Origin of the sequence: Actinomyces wuliandei, from assembly GCF_004010955.1 — a bacterium.
Taxonomy (GTDB): Bacteria; Actinomycetota; Actinomycetes; order Actinomycetales; family Actinomycetaceae; genus Actinomyces; species Actinomyces wuliandei.
The window spans coordinates 1,423,940-1,437,493 of the sequence record NZ_CP025227.1 but is presented as its reverse complement, the minus strand read 5'-3'; the positions used below and the strand labels follow the sequence as shown (position 1 = coordinate 1,437,493).

General features: G+C 68.3%; 13 protein-coding genes and 1 tRNA gene. 3 read left to right on the top strand and 11 right to left on the bottom strand.

Annotated elements, in window-relative coordinates; all coding sequences use genetic code 11:
* Positions 1–18: 18 nt before the first annotated feature.
* Together CWS50_RS05925 and CWS50_RS05920 are read right to left on the bottom strand one after the other, a co-directional pair.
* On the bottom strand, positions 19–1,395 hold the full coding sequence (locus tag CWS50_RS05925; protein WP_127842044.1) for a glutamate--cysteine ligase: 1,377 nt from the start codon (positions 1,393–1,395) through the stop codon (positions 19–21).
* A 514-nt stretch (positions 1,396–1,909) separates the two neighbouring features.
* Entirely contained in the window at positions 1,910–3,223 is a 1,314-nt protein-coding gene (locus CWS50_RS05920; RefSeq protein WP_127842043.1) for an anaerobic C4-dicarboxylate transporter family protein, read from the bottom strand.
* A gap of 310 nt (positions 3,224–3,533) precedes the next feature.
* On the opposite strand from CWS50_RS05920, the gene CWS50_RS05915 reads away from it, so the two are divergent.
* Complete coding sequence (locus CWS50_RS05915) at positions 3,534–4,223, top strand: YdcF family protein (RefSeq protein ID WP_127842042.1); 690 nt, start codon at positions 3,534–3,536, stop codon at positions 4,221–4,223.
* A 142-nt stretch (positions 4,224–4,365) separates the two neighbouring features.
* On the opposite strand, the gene CWS50_RS05910 is transcribed toward CWS50_RS05915, so the two are convergent.
* From CWS50_RS05910 to CWS50_RS13950, 6 genes are all read right to left on the bottom strand, one after another.
* Positions 4,366–4,439 (bottom strand) — tRNA-Pro (locus tag CWS50_RS05910).
* Positions 4,440–4,602: 163 nt separating this feature from the next.
* On the bottom strand, positions 4,603–4,908 hold the full coding sequence (locus tag CWS50_RS05905) for a rhodanese-like domain-containing protein (protein WP_127842041.1): 306 nt from the start codon (positions 4,906–4,908) through the stop codon (positions 4,603–4,605).
* A 232-nt stretch (positions 4,909–5,140) separates the two neighbouring features.
* Entirely contained in the window at positions 5,141–6,805 is a 1,665-nt protein-coding gene (pgi, locus tag CWS50_RS05900; protein ID WP_127842040.1) for a glucose-6-phosphate isomerase, read from the bottom strand.
* A gap of 125 nt (positions 6,806–6,930) precedes the next feature.
* Positions 6,931–7,206, bottom strand: coding sequence for a hypothetical protein (locus CWS50_RS12935; RefSeq protein ID WP_164860026.1), 276 nt, complete (start codon positions 7,204–7,206; stop codon positions 6,931–6,933).
* A gap of 85 nt (positions 7,207–7,291) precedes the next feature.
* Entirely contained in the window at positions 7,292–7,498 is a 207-nt protein-coding gene (locus CWS50_RS13195; protein WP_206610481.1) for an SUMF1/EgtB/PvdO family nonheme iron enzyme, read from the bottom strand.
* Positions 7,499–7,591: 93 nt separating this feature from the next.
* On the bottom strand, positions 7,592–7,765 hold the full coding sequence (locus CWS50_RS13950) for a VOC family protein (protein WP_306821263.1): 174 nt from the start codon (positions 7,763–7,765) through the stop codon (positions 7,592–7,594).
* Between the two features lie 503 nt (positions 7,766–8,268).
* Here CWS50_RS13950 and CWS50_RS05885 point away from each other — a divergent pair.
* The gene (locus CWS50_RS05885) at positions 8,269–8,556 is read left to right on the top strand and encodes a type II toxin-antitoxin system Phd/YefM family antitoxin (RefSeq protein ID WP_127842039.1); all 288 of its coding nucleotides are present in this window, start codon (positions 8,269–8,271) and stop codon (positions 8,554–8,556) included.
* 22 nt (positions 8,557–8,578) lie between these two features.
* Positions 8,579–8,845 (top strand): type II toxin-antitoxin system RelE family toxin, encoded by a 267-nt coding sequence (locus CWS50_RS05880; RefSeq protein ID WP_127842038.1) that lies wholly within the window; start codon positions 8,579–8,581, stop codon positions 8,843–8,845.
* Between the two features lie 154 nt (positions 8,846–8,999).
* On the opposite strand, the gene der is transcribed toward CWS50_RS05880, so the two are convergent.
* The 3 genes from der to CWS50_RS05865 form a co-directional block, all read right to left on the bottom strand.
* Complete coding sequence (gene der, locus CWS50_RS05875) at positions 9,000–11,168, bottom strand: bifunctional cytidylate kinase/GTPase Der (RefSeq protein ID WP_127842037.1); 2,169 nt, start codon at positions 11,166–11,168, stop codon at positions 9,000–9,002.
* A 201-nt stretch (positions 11,169–11,369) separates the two neighbouring features.
* Positions 11,370–12,566 carry a prephenate dehydrogenase gene (locus CWS50_RS05870; RefSeq protein WP_127842036.1) on the bottom strand — a complete coding sequence of 399 codons (1,197 nt, stop codon included), beginning with the start codon at positions 12,564–12,566 and terminating at the stop codon, positions 11,370–11,372.
* Entirely contained in the window at positions 12,563–13,531 is a 969-nt protein-coding gene (locus CWS50_RS05865; RefSeq protein WP_127842035.1) for a pseudouridine synthase, read from the bottom strand. Before CWS50_RS05865 ends, CWS50_RS05870 begins: the two co-directional genes overlap by 4 nt.
* Positions 13,532–13,554: the final 23 nt, after the last annotated feature.

The following is a 13,554-nucleotide window of genomic DNA, read 5'->3' as shown; positions in this document are numbered from 1 at the left end:
AGCGTATTAACTAGTGGACTAGAAGGTGTTCTCGGTAAAAAGCGGGTCCAGTCTTCCACCCCAGGAGTCCCGGCAGCGTACCAGCAGATGTTGCGCCCTGGCTACCCCGCTCTCGACGATCTCTCTGAGCGGGTCGAGGAGAACGGACTCGTCCAGGCCGACGCTGTCCAGGCGCGCCCGGGCGCGAAGCCCGTCCTCGGCCAGCGCCAGTACGTCGCGGGCCACGGCCCCTAGCCTACGGCCGTGCACACTTGCCTCCAGCGCCAGGCGCGGCGCGTCCTCACGCAGCTGCTGGCGCTGTGCAGCAGTCCAGTCACGGACGAGGTCCCAGGCTGCCTCCAGGGAGGGCCGGTGGTAGAGGACACCGGTGGCGAGCGCAGGCAGGGCGGGAAGCAGGTCGGAGGCGACAGTGTCGGCTCCTCGCAGCTCCAGCACCCGCTTGAGACGCACCTCTGGAAAGAGCGTGGACAGGTGGTTCTCCCAGTCCCCCAGGGTAGGACGCTCACTGGTGTCGGGGTGCCGCCCCTCCAGCAGGTCGCGAAAGGTGCCGCCGGTCGCGTCGTGGTAGACCTCGCCTCTCTTGACGAAGTACATGGGAACGTCCAGGGCGTAGTCCACGTAGCGCTCGTAGCCCATGGACCGCTCGAAAGCGAACGGGAGCATGCCGGTGCGCTGCGGATCCGTGTCAGTCCAGATGTGGGAGCGCGTGGACAGCATGCCGCTGGGGGCCGCGTCGAGAAAGGGGGAGTTGGCAAACAGGGCCGTGATCAGCGGCTGAAGAGCCAGCGACACACGCAGCTTGGTCACCATGTCAGCCTCGTCGCAGAAGTCCATGTTGACCTGGACCGAGGCAGTGCGCATCATCATGTCCAGGCCTCGGGAACCGACTCTGGGCATGTGGCGGGCCATGATGGCGTAGCGGCTCTTGGGCATCAGCGGTACCCGGGAGCGGGTCCACGTGGGGGCTGCCCCCAGGCTGAGAAACCCTATACCCAGGGAACGGGCCAGAGGCAGGGTGCGCGCCAGGTGGTCCTTGAGCTCGGCTGCGGTGTCGTGCAGGCTGGACAGGGGGGCTCCTGACAGCTCCAGCTGTCCCCCGGGCTCCAGGGAGACCGCTCCCGCCCCGCTGCCGTCAGCCAGGCCGATCAGATGCGGACCGTCCGTAATGGGGTCCCAGCCCGTGTCCTGCTGGAGCCCCTCAAGCAAGTGGCGCACGCCCGGGCGGTGGTGGTCGCCCTCATAGGAGACCGGAGCGTAGTCACGCAGGTAAAAAGGGATCTTCTCGTGCTCGGTGCCTATCCGGACGCTGTCAGCGGACTTGCAGCCCTCTGCTATCCAGGCGACAAGGTCGTCACGACTCTCAACAGGCAGAGAGTTGTCAGTGTCACGGGCCATAGCAGTCTCCTTCAGATGCCTGCTGGTCAGCACCCTGGGTGGTCAGGACGGGTCGGCACACGACCCGGCGCCGCCCTGGCCGCCGTGCACCGCAGGTGCGGCATGCGCCGTATCCTGCACGCAGGAGCGTCCCGGCGCAAGGGGACATCCGGAAGAAGACTTGTCACGAGAGCCCGCCGGGCTTCCACGCCCCGACTGCCCACGCCTTGACAAGGGCAGGCCCTGGCGGGGCCTGCAGCGTCACCGTCGGCCCTTGCCCCGGGCCACGGAAAGCCCCACCCCCTGTAAGGCAGGTGTACCGTTCTCCCCACACGACGACTGGCACGTCAGTCACCTGTGAGGAAACAGTAGGTCTGTGAGGAAACGGCTAGGTCGCGGTGTCCAGGGCCTCCACGCCTCCAGGACCGCCCGGGCCCTGCCGTCCTGCAAGAAATCGGCAGACCTAGCCCCAGTACGCCGACGACTGCGCCGACGACTGCGCCGACGACAAGGAACCCCTCAGACAAGGATCCCCTCACCCAAGGACGAGAGGAGCGATCAGGAAGCTCAGCGTGATGCACACGACGATCGACACCGTTCCAGGAAGGACAAAGGGGTGGGCAAGTACGTTGGAGCCCACCCGGGTGGAGCCGGTGTCGTCCATCTCCATGGCCGCCACTGTCGTCGGGTAGTTCGGCAGCAGGTAGTAGTTCGCCACGGCAGGGTAGCTGGCGACCAGTGCGACAGGGGACAGTCCGAGACCGACCATGAGCGGCATGAAGGCACGTGTGGTCGCCGCGTGGGAGAACATGAGGGGGGCCGCGAAGTAGAAGAACACGGCGGCCAGCCAGGGCATGGCCTGCATGGGCATGGACAGCGCGTCAGAGATGGTCTCCTCGTAGTGGTTGACAAAGGTGTTACCGAGCCAGGCCAGACCCAGGATGCACACCGCAGCGGTCATGCCCGCGCGAAAGGTGTCCTGGCTGGCGATCGAGTTCGTGGGCCTCCTGGCAACCATGCAGATGACAGCGGCAGTGGCCAGCATGATCGTCATGATGGCGGCGGTGGACGCAATGGGCGGGTCAGAGATGATGCCCAGCTCCGGTGAGCTCACCGTCGCGTAGACGACGACAAGGACCAGAGCCGCCAGGAAGATCACCAGGCCGGGGACTGCGCTGCGCTGCGGGGTGTAGGAGGCAGAGATGGCGGCGCTGGGCTTGACGAGTCCGTCAGCCTTGCGCCGCCGGTAGACGGGGTCGTCCGCCAGCTCCGACCCTTGCCGGGAGGCAGCCACGGCACCCACCGCGCACCCAATAAAGGTGGTGGGCACGACGATGGCCAGGCACTGCAAGTAGCTGACATGCACGGGCTCCAGGGCGACGACCAGTGCCACCATGGCGGCCGAGATAGGAGAGGCGGCTACCCCCACCTGCGAGGCGACCACGGCGATGGACAGAGGTCTGGACGGCCGGATGTCGTGCTCCTTGGCGACGTCGACGATGACGGGGATGACCGAGTAGGCGGTGTGCCCGGTCCCGCACATCATCGACATGACGAAGGTGACAAACGGCGCCAGGTAGACGATCTGCCTGGGGTGGCGGCGCAGCATCACCTCGGTGAGGTGGATGAGGTGGTCCATGGAGCCGGCCACCTGGAGCGCGGCAACGGTACAGATCACAGACATGATGATGCCGATGACCTCCCAGGGAGCAGCGTCGGCATCGACACTCACCCCGGTGGCTGCCAGGACCACGATGCCAGCAGCCCCGGCCAGGCCGATACCGATGCCTCCCAGCCGGGCACCGACAACAATGAACAGGAGGACGATGAGGAGATGGAACCAGATCACGAGTCTGCTCCTTCAGGTGTCAGACAACAGCTTCACCAGTGAAGCGGTGCGTCTTCTCCCGCATACGTGCCCGGGACAGACCGATGCCTGCCACCGATGTGCAGGATACGACGTGACATCAGTGTACTCTTCACTCCCCGTGACGGGAAGGTTATCTCTGCAGGATCACAGCACTAGAAGACCCGCCTGAGGACCGTCGAGGACTCCTGCCGGGTCGTCGTAGGCCCTGCGACCAGGAGACCTACTGTGCTGGTCGTCTTCCGTCCTACGCTGTCTGACCTGCCTGGGCGGGGAACGGTATCCTGCACAAGTGAGCGTCTCAGGTCCGCACGTCCGCCAGGCAGCGGGAGGCACCGTGCTCGTAGCCCTGGCCGTGGTCACTGCTGCCGAACTCGTCCACCGCAGCGCCTCACAGTGGTACCTGGGCCTGGACCCGGCACACGAGGAAAATGCCCGCGAGGTCGTCGTCGTCCTGGGCCACGCGGACACTGGTATGACAGCAGGCCACGTCAACCGTCGTCGTGCCGCCTACGCCCTACGCTCCCAGGCAGGAGCACACTCGCTGCTGGTCGCCAGCGGCGGTAGCGTGGCCGGGCCCGTTGCAGAGGCGGAGCTGCTGGCCAGGCACGCTCGCACACTGGGCTACGCTGGGGGGCTCGTCACCGAGACGCGCAGCAGGTCCACGTGGGAGAACATCCGCAACGTCGTCCCGGTTCTGGAGGAGGCCCAGCGCATCGTCATTGTCTCCGACGCCGTCCACGCGGCCAAGGCCCGGCGATTCCTGCACATGCAGCGGCCTGACCTGGCGGCCCGACTGGCCCGAGCCAAGGACTACCGTCCCGGGGAGGACCTGCTCCTCAAGGTGGCGACCGCACTACTGGGGACGGCTGACCTCCTGAGCACCTACCTGGCACCCAGGCTGGTGACCAGCCCAGCTTGGGTACGTAGGCGCCTCCGCCGTAGAAGGCCAGCAGGGGACCGCAATCCAAGAGGGGGATAAGAAGGGGGCAAGGCGACCACAAGGTCGCTACAAAGTAGTCACATGCCTGAGGGGCAGGGTCGGGCAGCCAAAGACGACCGCAGTTCAACGTGCATGGCCCCAACGAAAAGGGCCACCGCCCGGCTGGCGGTGGCCCTGCCCGTCGGGCTGGCGGGATTTGAACCCACGACCCCTTGACCCCCAGTCAAGTGCGCTACCAAACTGCGCCACAGCCCGTTTCCAGCAGCCTCAGCCTCCCGGAACGAGAAGAACTCTAGCCCATGACCGGGCCTGCTCCGAAATCCGGTGGTGGTGACGCCAGTCACTCCTAATCGACCGCAGACTGTCAGGACTACGACCAGAGGTCCTGGCACCGCGGCACCGTGCCCGGAACCGCCTGTCATCCAGCCTGCTGCTCCAACCAGGCCCTCATCCCACCGGTAACGTTAAGGAGCTCGCCCTCATAGCCAACCTCTGTCAGAGCCTCGATCGCCCGGGCGGAGCGCACTCCCCCGGCACAGATGACGGCAGTGGTCCGGGAGGAGTCAAGGGCGTCCCTGCGCTCCACGACCTCACCCAGCGGGATGCTCACCGCGCCGTTGATAGCGGCCTTAGTGACCTCGTCCGGCTCTCGCACATCAAGGACGATGAGGTTCTCCCCCGCGTCCAGGCGCCTGCGCAGCTCGGCAGCGCTGATCTCCCTCACGGCATCCTCCTCAGAGAGTCATGCGAATGATAGTCGGTCGGGTCCGGCGGCGTGCCAGGCACCGTCACGCTCGGCCCAGGAGCTCGCCGAAGCGGGCGGCGAAGTCCTGGGCCGAGGGCGTGCACTCAGTGTTGAGGTCATGCAGCAGCAGCAGCCGCCCCACGATCGGGGTGTCCACCGTCGTCGCCTGGCACACACCCGCCCAGCATGTCTGCTGTCATGCCTGCGGGCCTCAGCGGCGCAGGTCCCGGTAGCGGGCAATGAGGCCACGGGTAGAGGCGTCCTGGGCCTCCAGCGCGGCGGCGTCCCCCTGGACGGCGGGAGCGATCTCCAGCGCGAGCTTCTTGCCCAGCTCCACGCCCCACTGGTCGAAGGAGTCGATCCCCCACACGACCCCCTGGGTGAAGGTGATGTGCTCGTACAGGGCGATGAGCTGGCCGACCACGGAGGGTGTCAGCGCGGGTGCCAGGATCGACGTCGTTGGCCTGTTACCGGGGAAAGTCCGGGCGGGGACAATCTCCTCGGGCGTGCCCTCGGCACGCACCTCCTCCGCGGTCTTGCCGAAGGCCAGGGCCGCGGTCTGGGCCAGGTAGTTGGACAGGAACAGCTCGTGGACGTCCACCTCCCCGTCCTTAGTGGGGTGGGCGGGGTTGGCCGCAGCAATGAAGTCGGCGGGGATGAGCTGGGTGCCCTGGTGGATGAGCTGGTAGAAGGCGTGCTGGCCGTTGGTACCCGGCTCCCCCCAGAAGATCTCCCCGGTACCGGTAGTCACCGGGGTGCCGTCCCACTGTACGGACTTGCCGTTGGACTCCATGGCCAGCTGCTGGAGGTAGGCGGGGAAGCGGTGCAGGTACTGGGCGTAAGGCAGCACGGCGTGGGAGGCGGCCTTGAAGAAGTTGACGTACCAGACGTTCAGCAGCCCCATGAGCATGGGGACGTTGTCAGCCGGCGCTCTGGTGGCAAAGTGCTCGTCCACGGCGCGGAACCCGCTGAGCAGCTCGGCAAAGCGCTCCGGGCCGACCGCCACCGCCAGCACCGTGCCCACGGCGGAGTCCACGGAGTAGCGACCGCCTACCCAGCTCCAGAACCCAAAGGCGTTGTCCGGATTGATACCGAAGTCGGCCACCTTGTCCAGGGCGGTGGACACGGCCACGAAGTGCCTGGCGACCGCGCCCTCGGTGTCGATCCCCCTGTCCTGGAGCGCGCCGAGGAACCAGTCGCGGACCATACGGGCGTTGGTCAGGGTCTCCAGGGTGGTAAAGGTCTTGGAGGCGATGATAAACAGCGTGGTCTCCGGATCGAGGTCGGCGACCTTCTCCGCACAGTCGGCCGGGTCTATGTTGGAGATGAACCGGCACTCCAGGCCCGGCTGGACGTAGGGTTTGAGAGCCTCGTAGACCATGACCGGCCCCAGGTCGGAGCCGCCGATACCGATATTGACCACCGTGGTGATCGGTCTGCCGGTCGCGCCCGTCCACTCCCCCGAGCGCACACGCCGGGCGAACGCGTAGATCCTCTCCAGGACCTCGTGGACGTCAGCGACAACGTCGCGGCCGTCCACCACCAGGGTGTCGGTGGCAGGCCTGCGCAGGGCGGTGTGCAGGACGGCGCGGTCCTCGGTGACGTTGATGTGCTCCCCGGCGTACATGGCGTCGCGGCGCCCGGGAACGTCCACCTGCTCGGCCAGCTCGACCAGTGCCGCCAGGACCTCCTCGGTGACCAGGTTCTTGGACAGGTCCACGTAGAGGTCACCGAGCTGGTAGGAGAGGCGCTCGGCACGCCCCGGGTCCTCAGCGAACCAGGTGCGCAGGTCGGGGGTGAGGGCGTCGTGGAGCCCGGCCAGGCGCTGCCAGGCGGGTGTGGTGGTGGGGTCAACAGGTGTCTGCGTTGTCGGCATGTGGCCAGTCTAGGGCGTCTACCACGATGACCGCGTGGACGACCGGGTGATCACCGGGAACGGCTGGCGCAACCAGCCGCGACTAGCGGACCGCAGTCCCACCACTGCCTGTGCGTCCCCTTGACTCACCTGTTGGTTGACTCACCAGACTCGCCCAGCACCGCTGACAACCGCTTCTTGCGGCGATTCTGCGTCACTATCCAGGCCACGTCCGCGTCGCTGACGTCAAGCGCCGTGAACGCGTCCAGCCCCTGGTCAGGATCAGCAGCCACGGCCACGCTCCAGCAGAACCCGAGGGACCTGCGCAGGGTCCTGGCCGCCGATGCCCTGCGGTCCCTCGCTGGCAGCCCCACAAGGTGGTTGGTAGTGCGGCGGCACACCTCGACGGCGCACAGAGGCACGGCAGCTCCACGGCTCGTCCGCCCAGCCACCGCCACGAAAGGACCAGTAGTCCGCGTACCGTGCGGGATCGGCGTAGTCCCAGCACTACTCCCACACCTTCCCCAGCATGTCGTGCAGTCCGAACGCGTTGAGCCGCTTGGTCGCAACAGGCGCAGGGCAGTCGAGTCCGTCCTTCACCGTCCATGCAACGTCCCCGACCTCGCCGTAATGCGCCAGTGTCACAGGTGTCGTGAGGCTGAACGGCTCCACCACCACGGTCCGCGCCGAGGACGTTCGGGCGTCGCGCATCATGAGCTCACCGCCTGGGACTCGCACCATCCTGGACAGTGTCACACGCCCACCTGTGCCCGTTGCTTCCTGGCTACCAGCCAGGATCCCAAGCGCTTATGCCTCCTTCTGGCCCACCGCGCCCTCGTGGCAGACCGCCTTGATGTTGTTGCCGTCGGGGTCCAGGACGAAGGCCCCGTAGTACCCGGGGTGGTGGTAGTGGGGCCGCTCCCCCGGCGCACCGTTGTCGGCCCCCCACCAGGGCCGCCTGGTAGAACGCCTCGACCTCATCGGTGGAGGCCGCGGTCAGGGCCAGGTGGCTGCGTGGCGGCACCTCCTCAGGGACCAGCACGACCTCCGGGTGTGCCCGGCCGGTCTCGTCACACGCACCCAGGGCGAGAACCGGCCCGTACTCCGCGACCACCGAGTAGCCCAGCGGGGCCAGCGCCTTCCCGTAGAAGGCGCGCGAGGCGGACAGGCTCCTGACAAAAAGCGACATGCGGTCAGCCGCCCTGTCAGGGTACACCTGTTCCTGGGGGCATCCTTGGGAGTCCTCGGGATTCCTCGGGAGGAGGTCAGGGCAGGCCTGGGCCTTGACCTGCTCCGTCATCCTCCCACCCACCACGACCCGCCGGGTACGTGGGCCTGACACCGTGCACCGTAGCCCAGCCCCTCGCACAGGCTGCACTCGATGAACCTCCGGCAGCCGGCGCAGCGGTCCTTCACGCCCCAGTCATGATGTGCTCATAGTGACGCATAATGTACAGAACCGCTGTCTCAGCTAGACTGGGAGCATGCCCGAGATGACTGTGACCAGCGCCCGCAGCAGGCTGGCGGAGGTTGTTGACACTGCCCGCGTCGGCCACTCCCCCGTCTACCTGACCCGCCGCGGTCTGCGGGTGGCCGCAGTCATTGACGCTGATGACCTCGGCCAGCTGATCGAGGCGGCTGAGGACCTGGCTGATATCAGGGCAGCCCGTGAGGCACGCGAGGAGATGGCAGCCTCTCCACCCGTCCCCTGGGAGGAGGTCAAGGCAGACCTGGGCCTGAGCCAGGCGGACGGCCTGACAGGATCACACTGACAGAACATAGAGGCACAGGACCATGGCCTGCTCCGTCGTCCTCTCACCCGCCGCCACCCGCCAGATACGCAGGCTTGACGCTGTGGCACGCCGTCGTGTCCAGGCCGCCATCGACCTCCTCGCTGAGGAACCTCGCCCACGCGGGGCCAGAAAGATCACCGGTGGTGACGGGGAGCTGCGGGTGCGCACAGGTCACTACCGCATCGTCTACGAGGTCGACGACGGCGTCCTGACCGTCCTGGTAATCGCCGTCGGCCATCGCCGTGACATCTATCGGTCCCGCTCGTAGGCGGCCTGGCGTGCCACGCCCGTTGCTTCCTGGCTACCAGCCAGGATCCCAGCGCTCATGCCTCCTTCTGGCCCACCGCGCCCTCGTGGCAGACCGCCTCGACCTCTCTGGCTGGAGCGGACCGGACGGTCTGGCAACCACCTCCGCCCCCGCATCACCTCCTGCGCCTCTCCCGCACCCGCACACTCATCTGGATGGGTGAGCCAGCGAATCCGAACTCCTCGCGCAGGCGGCGCTCGATGAACCGTCGGTAGCCGGCGTCAAGGAACCCGGTAGTGAAGATGACGATCCGCGGCGGCGCCACCTGGGCCTGGGTGGCGAAGAGGATGCGCGGCTGCCTGCCACCGCGCACCGGGTGGGGCGTGGCTGACTGCAGCTGGCCCAAGAACCCGTTGAGCCTACCTGTGGGCACCCGGGTGGTCCATCCTTCCAGCGCGGTATCGAGTGCCCGCACCAGACGGTTGGTGTGCCACCCGGTACGCGCGGCCAGGTTGATGTGAGGAGCCCAGGAGACATGGGCCAGGTCACGCTCCGTCTCCCAGCGCAGGGCCTTCTGGCGGTCCTGGTCCACCAGGTCCCACTTGTTGTTGACCAGGACCAGCGCACGACCGGCGTCCACCACCTGCTGGATGACGCGCACGTCCTGCTCGGTGACCGGCTCGGAGGCGTCCAGGAGCACCACGGCCACCTCCGCCTTCTCGATGGCTCCCTGGGTGCGCAGGACGGCGTAATAGTCCGCTCCCCGAGCCTGGCGCACCCGTCGCCGGATCCCGGCGGTGTCCACCAGGACCCAGGCCCGCCCGTCCAGCTCAATGACCTCGTCCACCGGGTCACGGGTAGTGCCCGCAACCTCGTTGACCACGACTCTCTGGGAGCCTGCGATAGCGTTGAGCAGGGAGGACTTGCCTACATTGGGCCGTCCCACCAGGGCGATACGGTGCAGCCCCTCCTCAGGCTGGGCCGCAGCGACGGCGGAGACCTCCGGCAGGACGGCCACAGCCGCGTCCAGTACCTCGCCCGCACCGCGCCCGTGCAGCGCGGAGACCGGGTAGGGCTCACCCAGTCCCAGCCCCCACAGCGCGGCGGCGTCACCCTCCTGGGCGGAGGAGTCAACCTTGTTTGCGACCAGGACGACCGGCTTGCCGCTGCGACGCAGCATGGTGACCACCCTGGCGTCGGTCTCAGTAATCCCTACTCGGGCGTCCACGACGAGCAGGACGGCATCTGCCATCTGCACCGCCACCTCCGCCTGCGTGGCCACGGCGGCCTCCAGACCTGCCACGTCCACCTCCCAGCCGCCGGTGTCCACGATAGTAAAGCGGCGTCCAGCCCACTCCGCCGGGTAGGACACCCGGTCACGGGTGACTCCCGGGGTGTCCTGGACGACGGCGACGCGGCGGCCCAGGACCCGGTTCACCAGGGTGGACTTGCCCACGTTGGGGCGCCCGATAACCGCTAGGACCGGCAGGCCGGGCTCGACCTGGTCCTCCGTGGAGGCCCTCTCCCCGCTGTCGAGAAGAGCACGGTCTTCCTCGCTGAGATCGTAGCCCTCCAGGTCCTCGCGCATGGCCCGGGCACGGGCGGTCTCCTGGGAGTGCCGAGCCACCTGGGGCGCTGCTGCCTCGCTCACCGCCTGCTCGACCAGGTCAAGGACCCGGGTGACCGACTCATCCAGGGTGAGCCCGGAGGTGTCCACCAGGGTGACCCCCTCGGCAGCGGTGAGGAACTGGGACACGGTGGCGTCGTCGCGGTCGCGGCGTACCACCTGGTCACGCAGGTCGGGTTCATCGACCTTCCTTCCCGCCGCCTCCAGGTCGCCTGCGCGACGGGCCAGGCGATCCTCCTCGGAGGCGGTCAGCAGCAGGCGCACCTCGGCCTCGGGGGCGATCACCGTGGTGATGTCGCGACCCTCGGCCACGACTCCCGCCCCGCCGGAGAAGGAGGAGCCGAGCCCTGCCCGCTCCGCAGCGATGATCTCACGCTGGAGCCCGGCTAGCGCCGCACGGACCCCCAGGTTGGTCGCCACCTGGGAGACCACCTGGGAGATGCGAGGCTCGCGGATCTCCTGGGTGATGTCAGTCCCATCGCACAACACTCGGGGAGCATCCGGGTCGAGCCCCACCTCCAGCGGCATCGTTGCCACCGTGCGGGCAGCCGCTGCGCTGTCAGAAAGATCAGCGCCCTGCTGCTGGCACCACCACGCGGCCGCCCGGTACATGGCACCGGTGTCCAGGTAGGCCAGTCCTAGCCGTGCAGCCACCGCCCTGGAGACTGAGGACTTCCCTGACCCGCTCGGCCCGTCAACGGCCACGACAATTCCCATTGCGCTCCTCCAGGTTCAGCCAACAGGCGCAAGCGTCCCACATCGCGGTGCCACGGCGTGGCCTCGGCCCGGATGAGGCAGCACACAGGCAGGCTGCCTCCGCCCCGCCCAGGACGACAGAAACGTCATGGGACAACCATGTTTCCTGCTGTCCTATGACATTTCTGTCGCCTGCTGCCCCGGGGCTGTGGGAGCCGGTCCCTACGTGACTACCACCCGCCAGCCCCGCTGGTCCAGGGCCTCCTCCAGGCCCTGTGCGGCGCCGGGCAGCACCGAGACAACAGCCAGGCCCGCGCTCTGCCCCGCCGAGTGCTCCAGGGCAAAGTCCTCAATATTGACGCCAACCTCGCCAATGTCGGCAAAGAGCCTGCCCAGGGAGCCGACGGAGTCGGGCACGAGCACCTGGACCTCACGGTAGCGCCGCGGGGCGCCTCCGTGCTTGCCCGGAATACGTGCCCGGCCACGACCACCTCGGGTCATGACGTCGCTGACAGCGCCGACCGCCCCCGGAGCGAGCGTGGAGGCGTCGCCCGGCAGCGTGTGGCCATGACAGCTGGGGAAGCCAGAGCTGTCGGGACAGCCGGGGCTGCCAGGCTCGCCAACAGCGGCCTCCACACCGCGCAGCAGCAGGTTCAGGTCCTCGCGCAGCTCGCGTAGCAGCCCGGCCACCGGGGCGGCGTTGCCGACGACGATGGCTGACCACAGCCTCGGGTCGGAGGCAGCCACACGTGTCACGTCCCGGAGCCCCTGCCCGGCCAGCGCCAGGGCGGACTCGCTGACCTTCTCCAGACGGGCCGCCACCAGGGAGGAAGCCAGCTGGGGGAGGTGAGATACTGCCGCCACCGCGACGTCGTGCTCAGCCGCCCCCATGCGCACCGGGGTGGCTCCGACATCAGTTGCCAGGCCGCGCACCACCAGCTCGGCCGAGGGATCAGCCCCCTCCCCCACGACCACCCAGGGCCTCCCGGCGAAGAGGTCGGAGTCAGCGCTGCCCGCCCCAGAGCGCTCCCGCCCGGCCATCGGGTGGCTGCCCACGTACCGACGTGCCGCCTGGTCGGCACGGGCACGAACCTCAGCAGCGACCCGCTCCTTGACGGAGGCCACGTCCGTGACCACGGCCTGGGGATGGGCACCCAGCTGGCGCACCACCACGTCGGCGGCCACGTCCGGCGGGGTGGCCACGACCACTACCTGAGGCTCGGCGTCTCCCTCCCGGTGCGGCCGTCCTGCACCCATGTCCCGGGCCAGGGACAGGCTGGTCGGCGAGGTGTCCTCCAGCTGGACCTCGACCCCTGCCGACGTCAGCGCCAGGGCCAGGGAGGTGCCCAGCAACCCAGTCCCCACGACGAGCACGGGCCCCACCGTGGACACCGGCTGCCCCCCGTGCTTCCCCCTCACAGCCCGACCTCGCGCTGGAGCGCCGCGACCTCGTCCTGCGTCAGAGCCCTGACCTGGCCGGGAGCAAGCCGGCCCAGGCCCAGCGGTCCCAGCCTTGTGCGCACCAGCCGCGTCACCGGGTGCCCTACCGCGTCCAGCATGCGCCTGACGACACGGTTGCGTCCGCAGTGGAGGGTGACCTCCACGATCGAGCCCCGCGCACTGGTGTCCTTGACCGTGACCCGGTCCGCCTGGACGGGACCGTCGTCGAGCTCGATACCTCGCCTCAGCTTTCGCGGGACCCAGCGCTCGACCTCTCCCTCGACAACGGCCACGTAGGTCTTGGCGATCTCGAAGCGGGGGTGCATGAGCCGGTGGGAGAGCTCCCCGTCGTTGGACAGCAGGAGAAGACCCTCGGTCTGGGTGTCCAGGCGCCCCACGTGGACCAGACGCGTGTCTGGGGACAGCTCAGGGTGGTCGGCCAGGTAGTCGCGGGCGTAGCGGGCGACCGTGGGCCGTCCCTGCGGGTCCTCCATAGTGGTGACCACGCCTGCGGGCTTGTGGAGGAGGAGCGTGAGCAGCCCCGGGTCGGTGAGCACCCGGGAGCCGTCCACCCGGATCTCTTGGCTGAGCGGGTCTACCCGCAGGCCGGGCTCGGTGACGACGACCCCCCCGACACTGACCCGTCCGGCGGCGATCACCGCCTCGCAGGCGCGGCGGGAGCCTACCCCGGCGTGGGCCAGGACCTTCTGAAGGCGCTGCCCGCCGACCACGTGCGGGTCATCGGCCCCACCGCGCGCGGCCCGCGCCTGCTGGGCGAGCAGCCGGGCCTCCTCGTCCTCGCTGACCGCCTCGGAGTCGAAGGCTGCCAGGGCCTCGGCACCAGCGCCCTCGTCCAGGTCCTCGACGTCATCGTCGTCGTAGAACTCCTCCGCCCCGAGCTCTCCTACCGGCCCCAGCCCGGGACTGCTCAGCCTGTCCGCCATTGCATCCCCTCTCTGTCTCCTCC

Bases quoted from the DNA above. Each gene is read 5' to 3' on its own strand.
- CWS50_RS05925 (WP_127842044.1), bottom strand. From the start codon at position 1,395: ATGGCCCGTGACACTGACAACTCTCTGCCTGTTGAGAGTCGTGACGAC.
- pgi (WP_127842040.1), bottom strand. From the start codon at position 6,805: ATGCCGACAACGCAGACACCTGTTGACCCCACCACCACACCCGCCTGG.
- CWS50_RS13195 (WP_206610481.1), bottom strand. From the start codon at position 7,498: ATGATGCGCGACGCCCGAACGTCCTCGGCGCGGACCGTGGTGGTGGAG.
- CWS50_RS13950 (WP_306821263.1), bottom strand. From the start codon at position 7,765: ATGAGGTCGAGGCGTTCTACCAGGCGGCCCTGGTGGGGGGCCGACAAC.
- CWS50_RS05885 (WP_127842039.1), top strand. From the start codon at position 8,269: ATGCCCGAGATGACTGTGACCAGCGCCCGCAGCAGGCTGGCGGAGGTT.
- CWS50_RS05880 (WP_127842038.1), top strand. From the start codon at position 8,579: ATGGCCTGCTCCGTCGTCCTCTCACCCGCCGCCACCCGCCAGATACGC.
- der (WP_127842037.1), bottom strand. From the start codon at position 11,168: ATGGGAATTGTCGTGGCCGTTGACGGGCCGAGCGGGTCAGGGAAGTCC.
- CWS50_RS05865 (WP_127842035.1), bottom strand. From the start codon at position 13,531: ATGGCGGACAGGCTGAGCAGTCCCGGGCTGGGGCCGGTAGGAGAGCTC.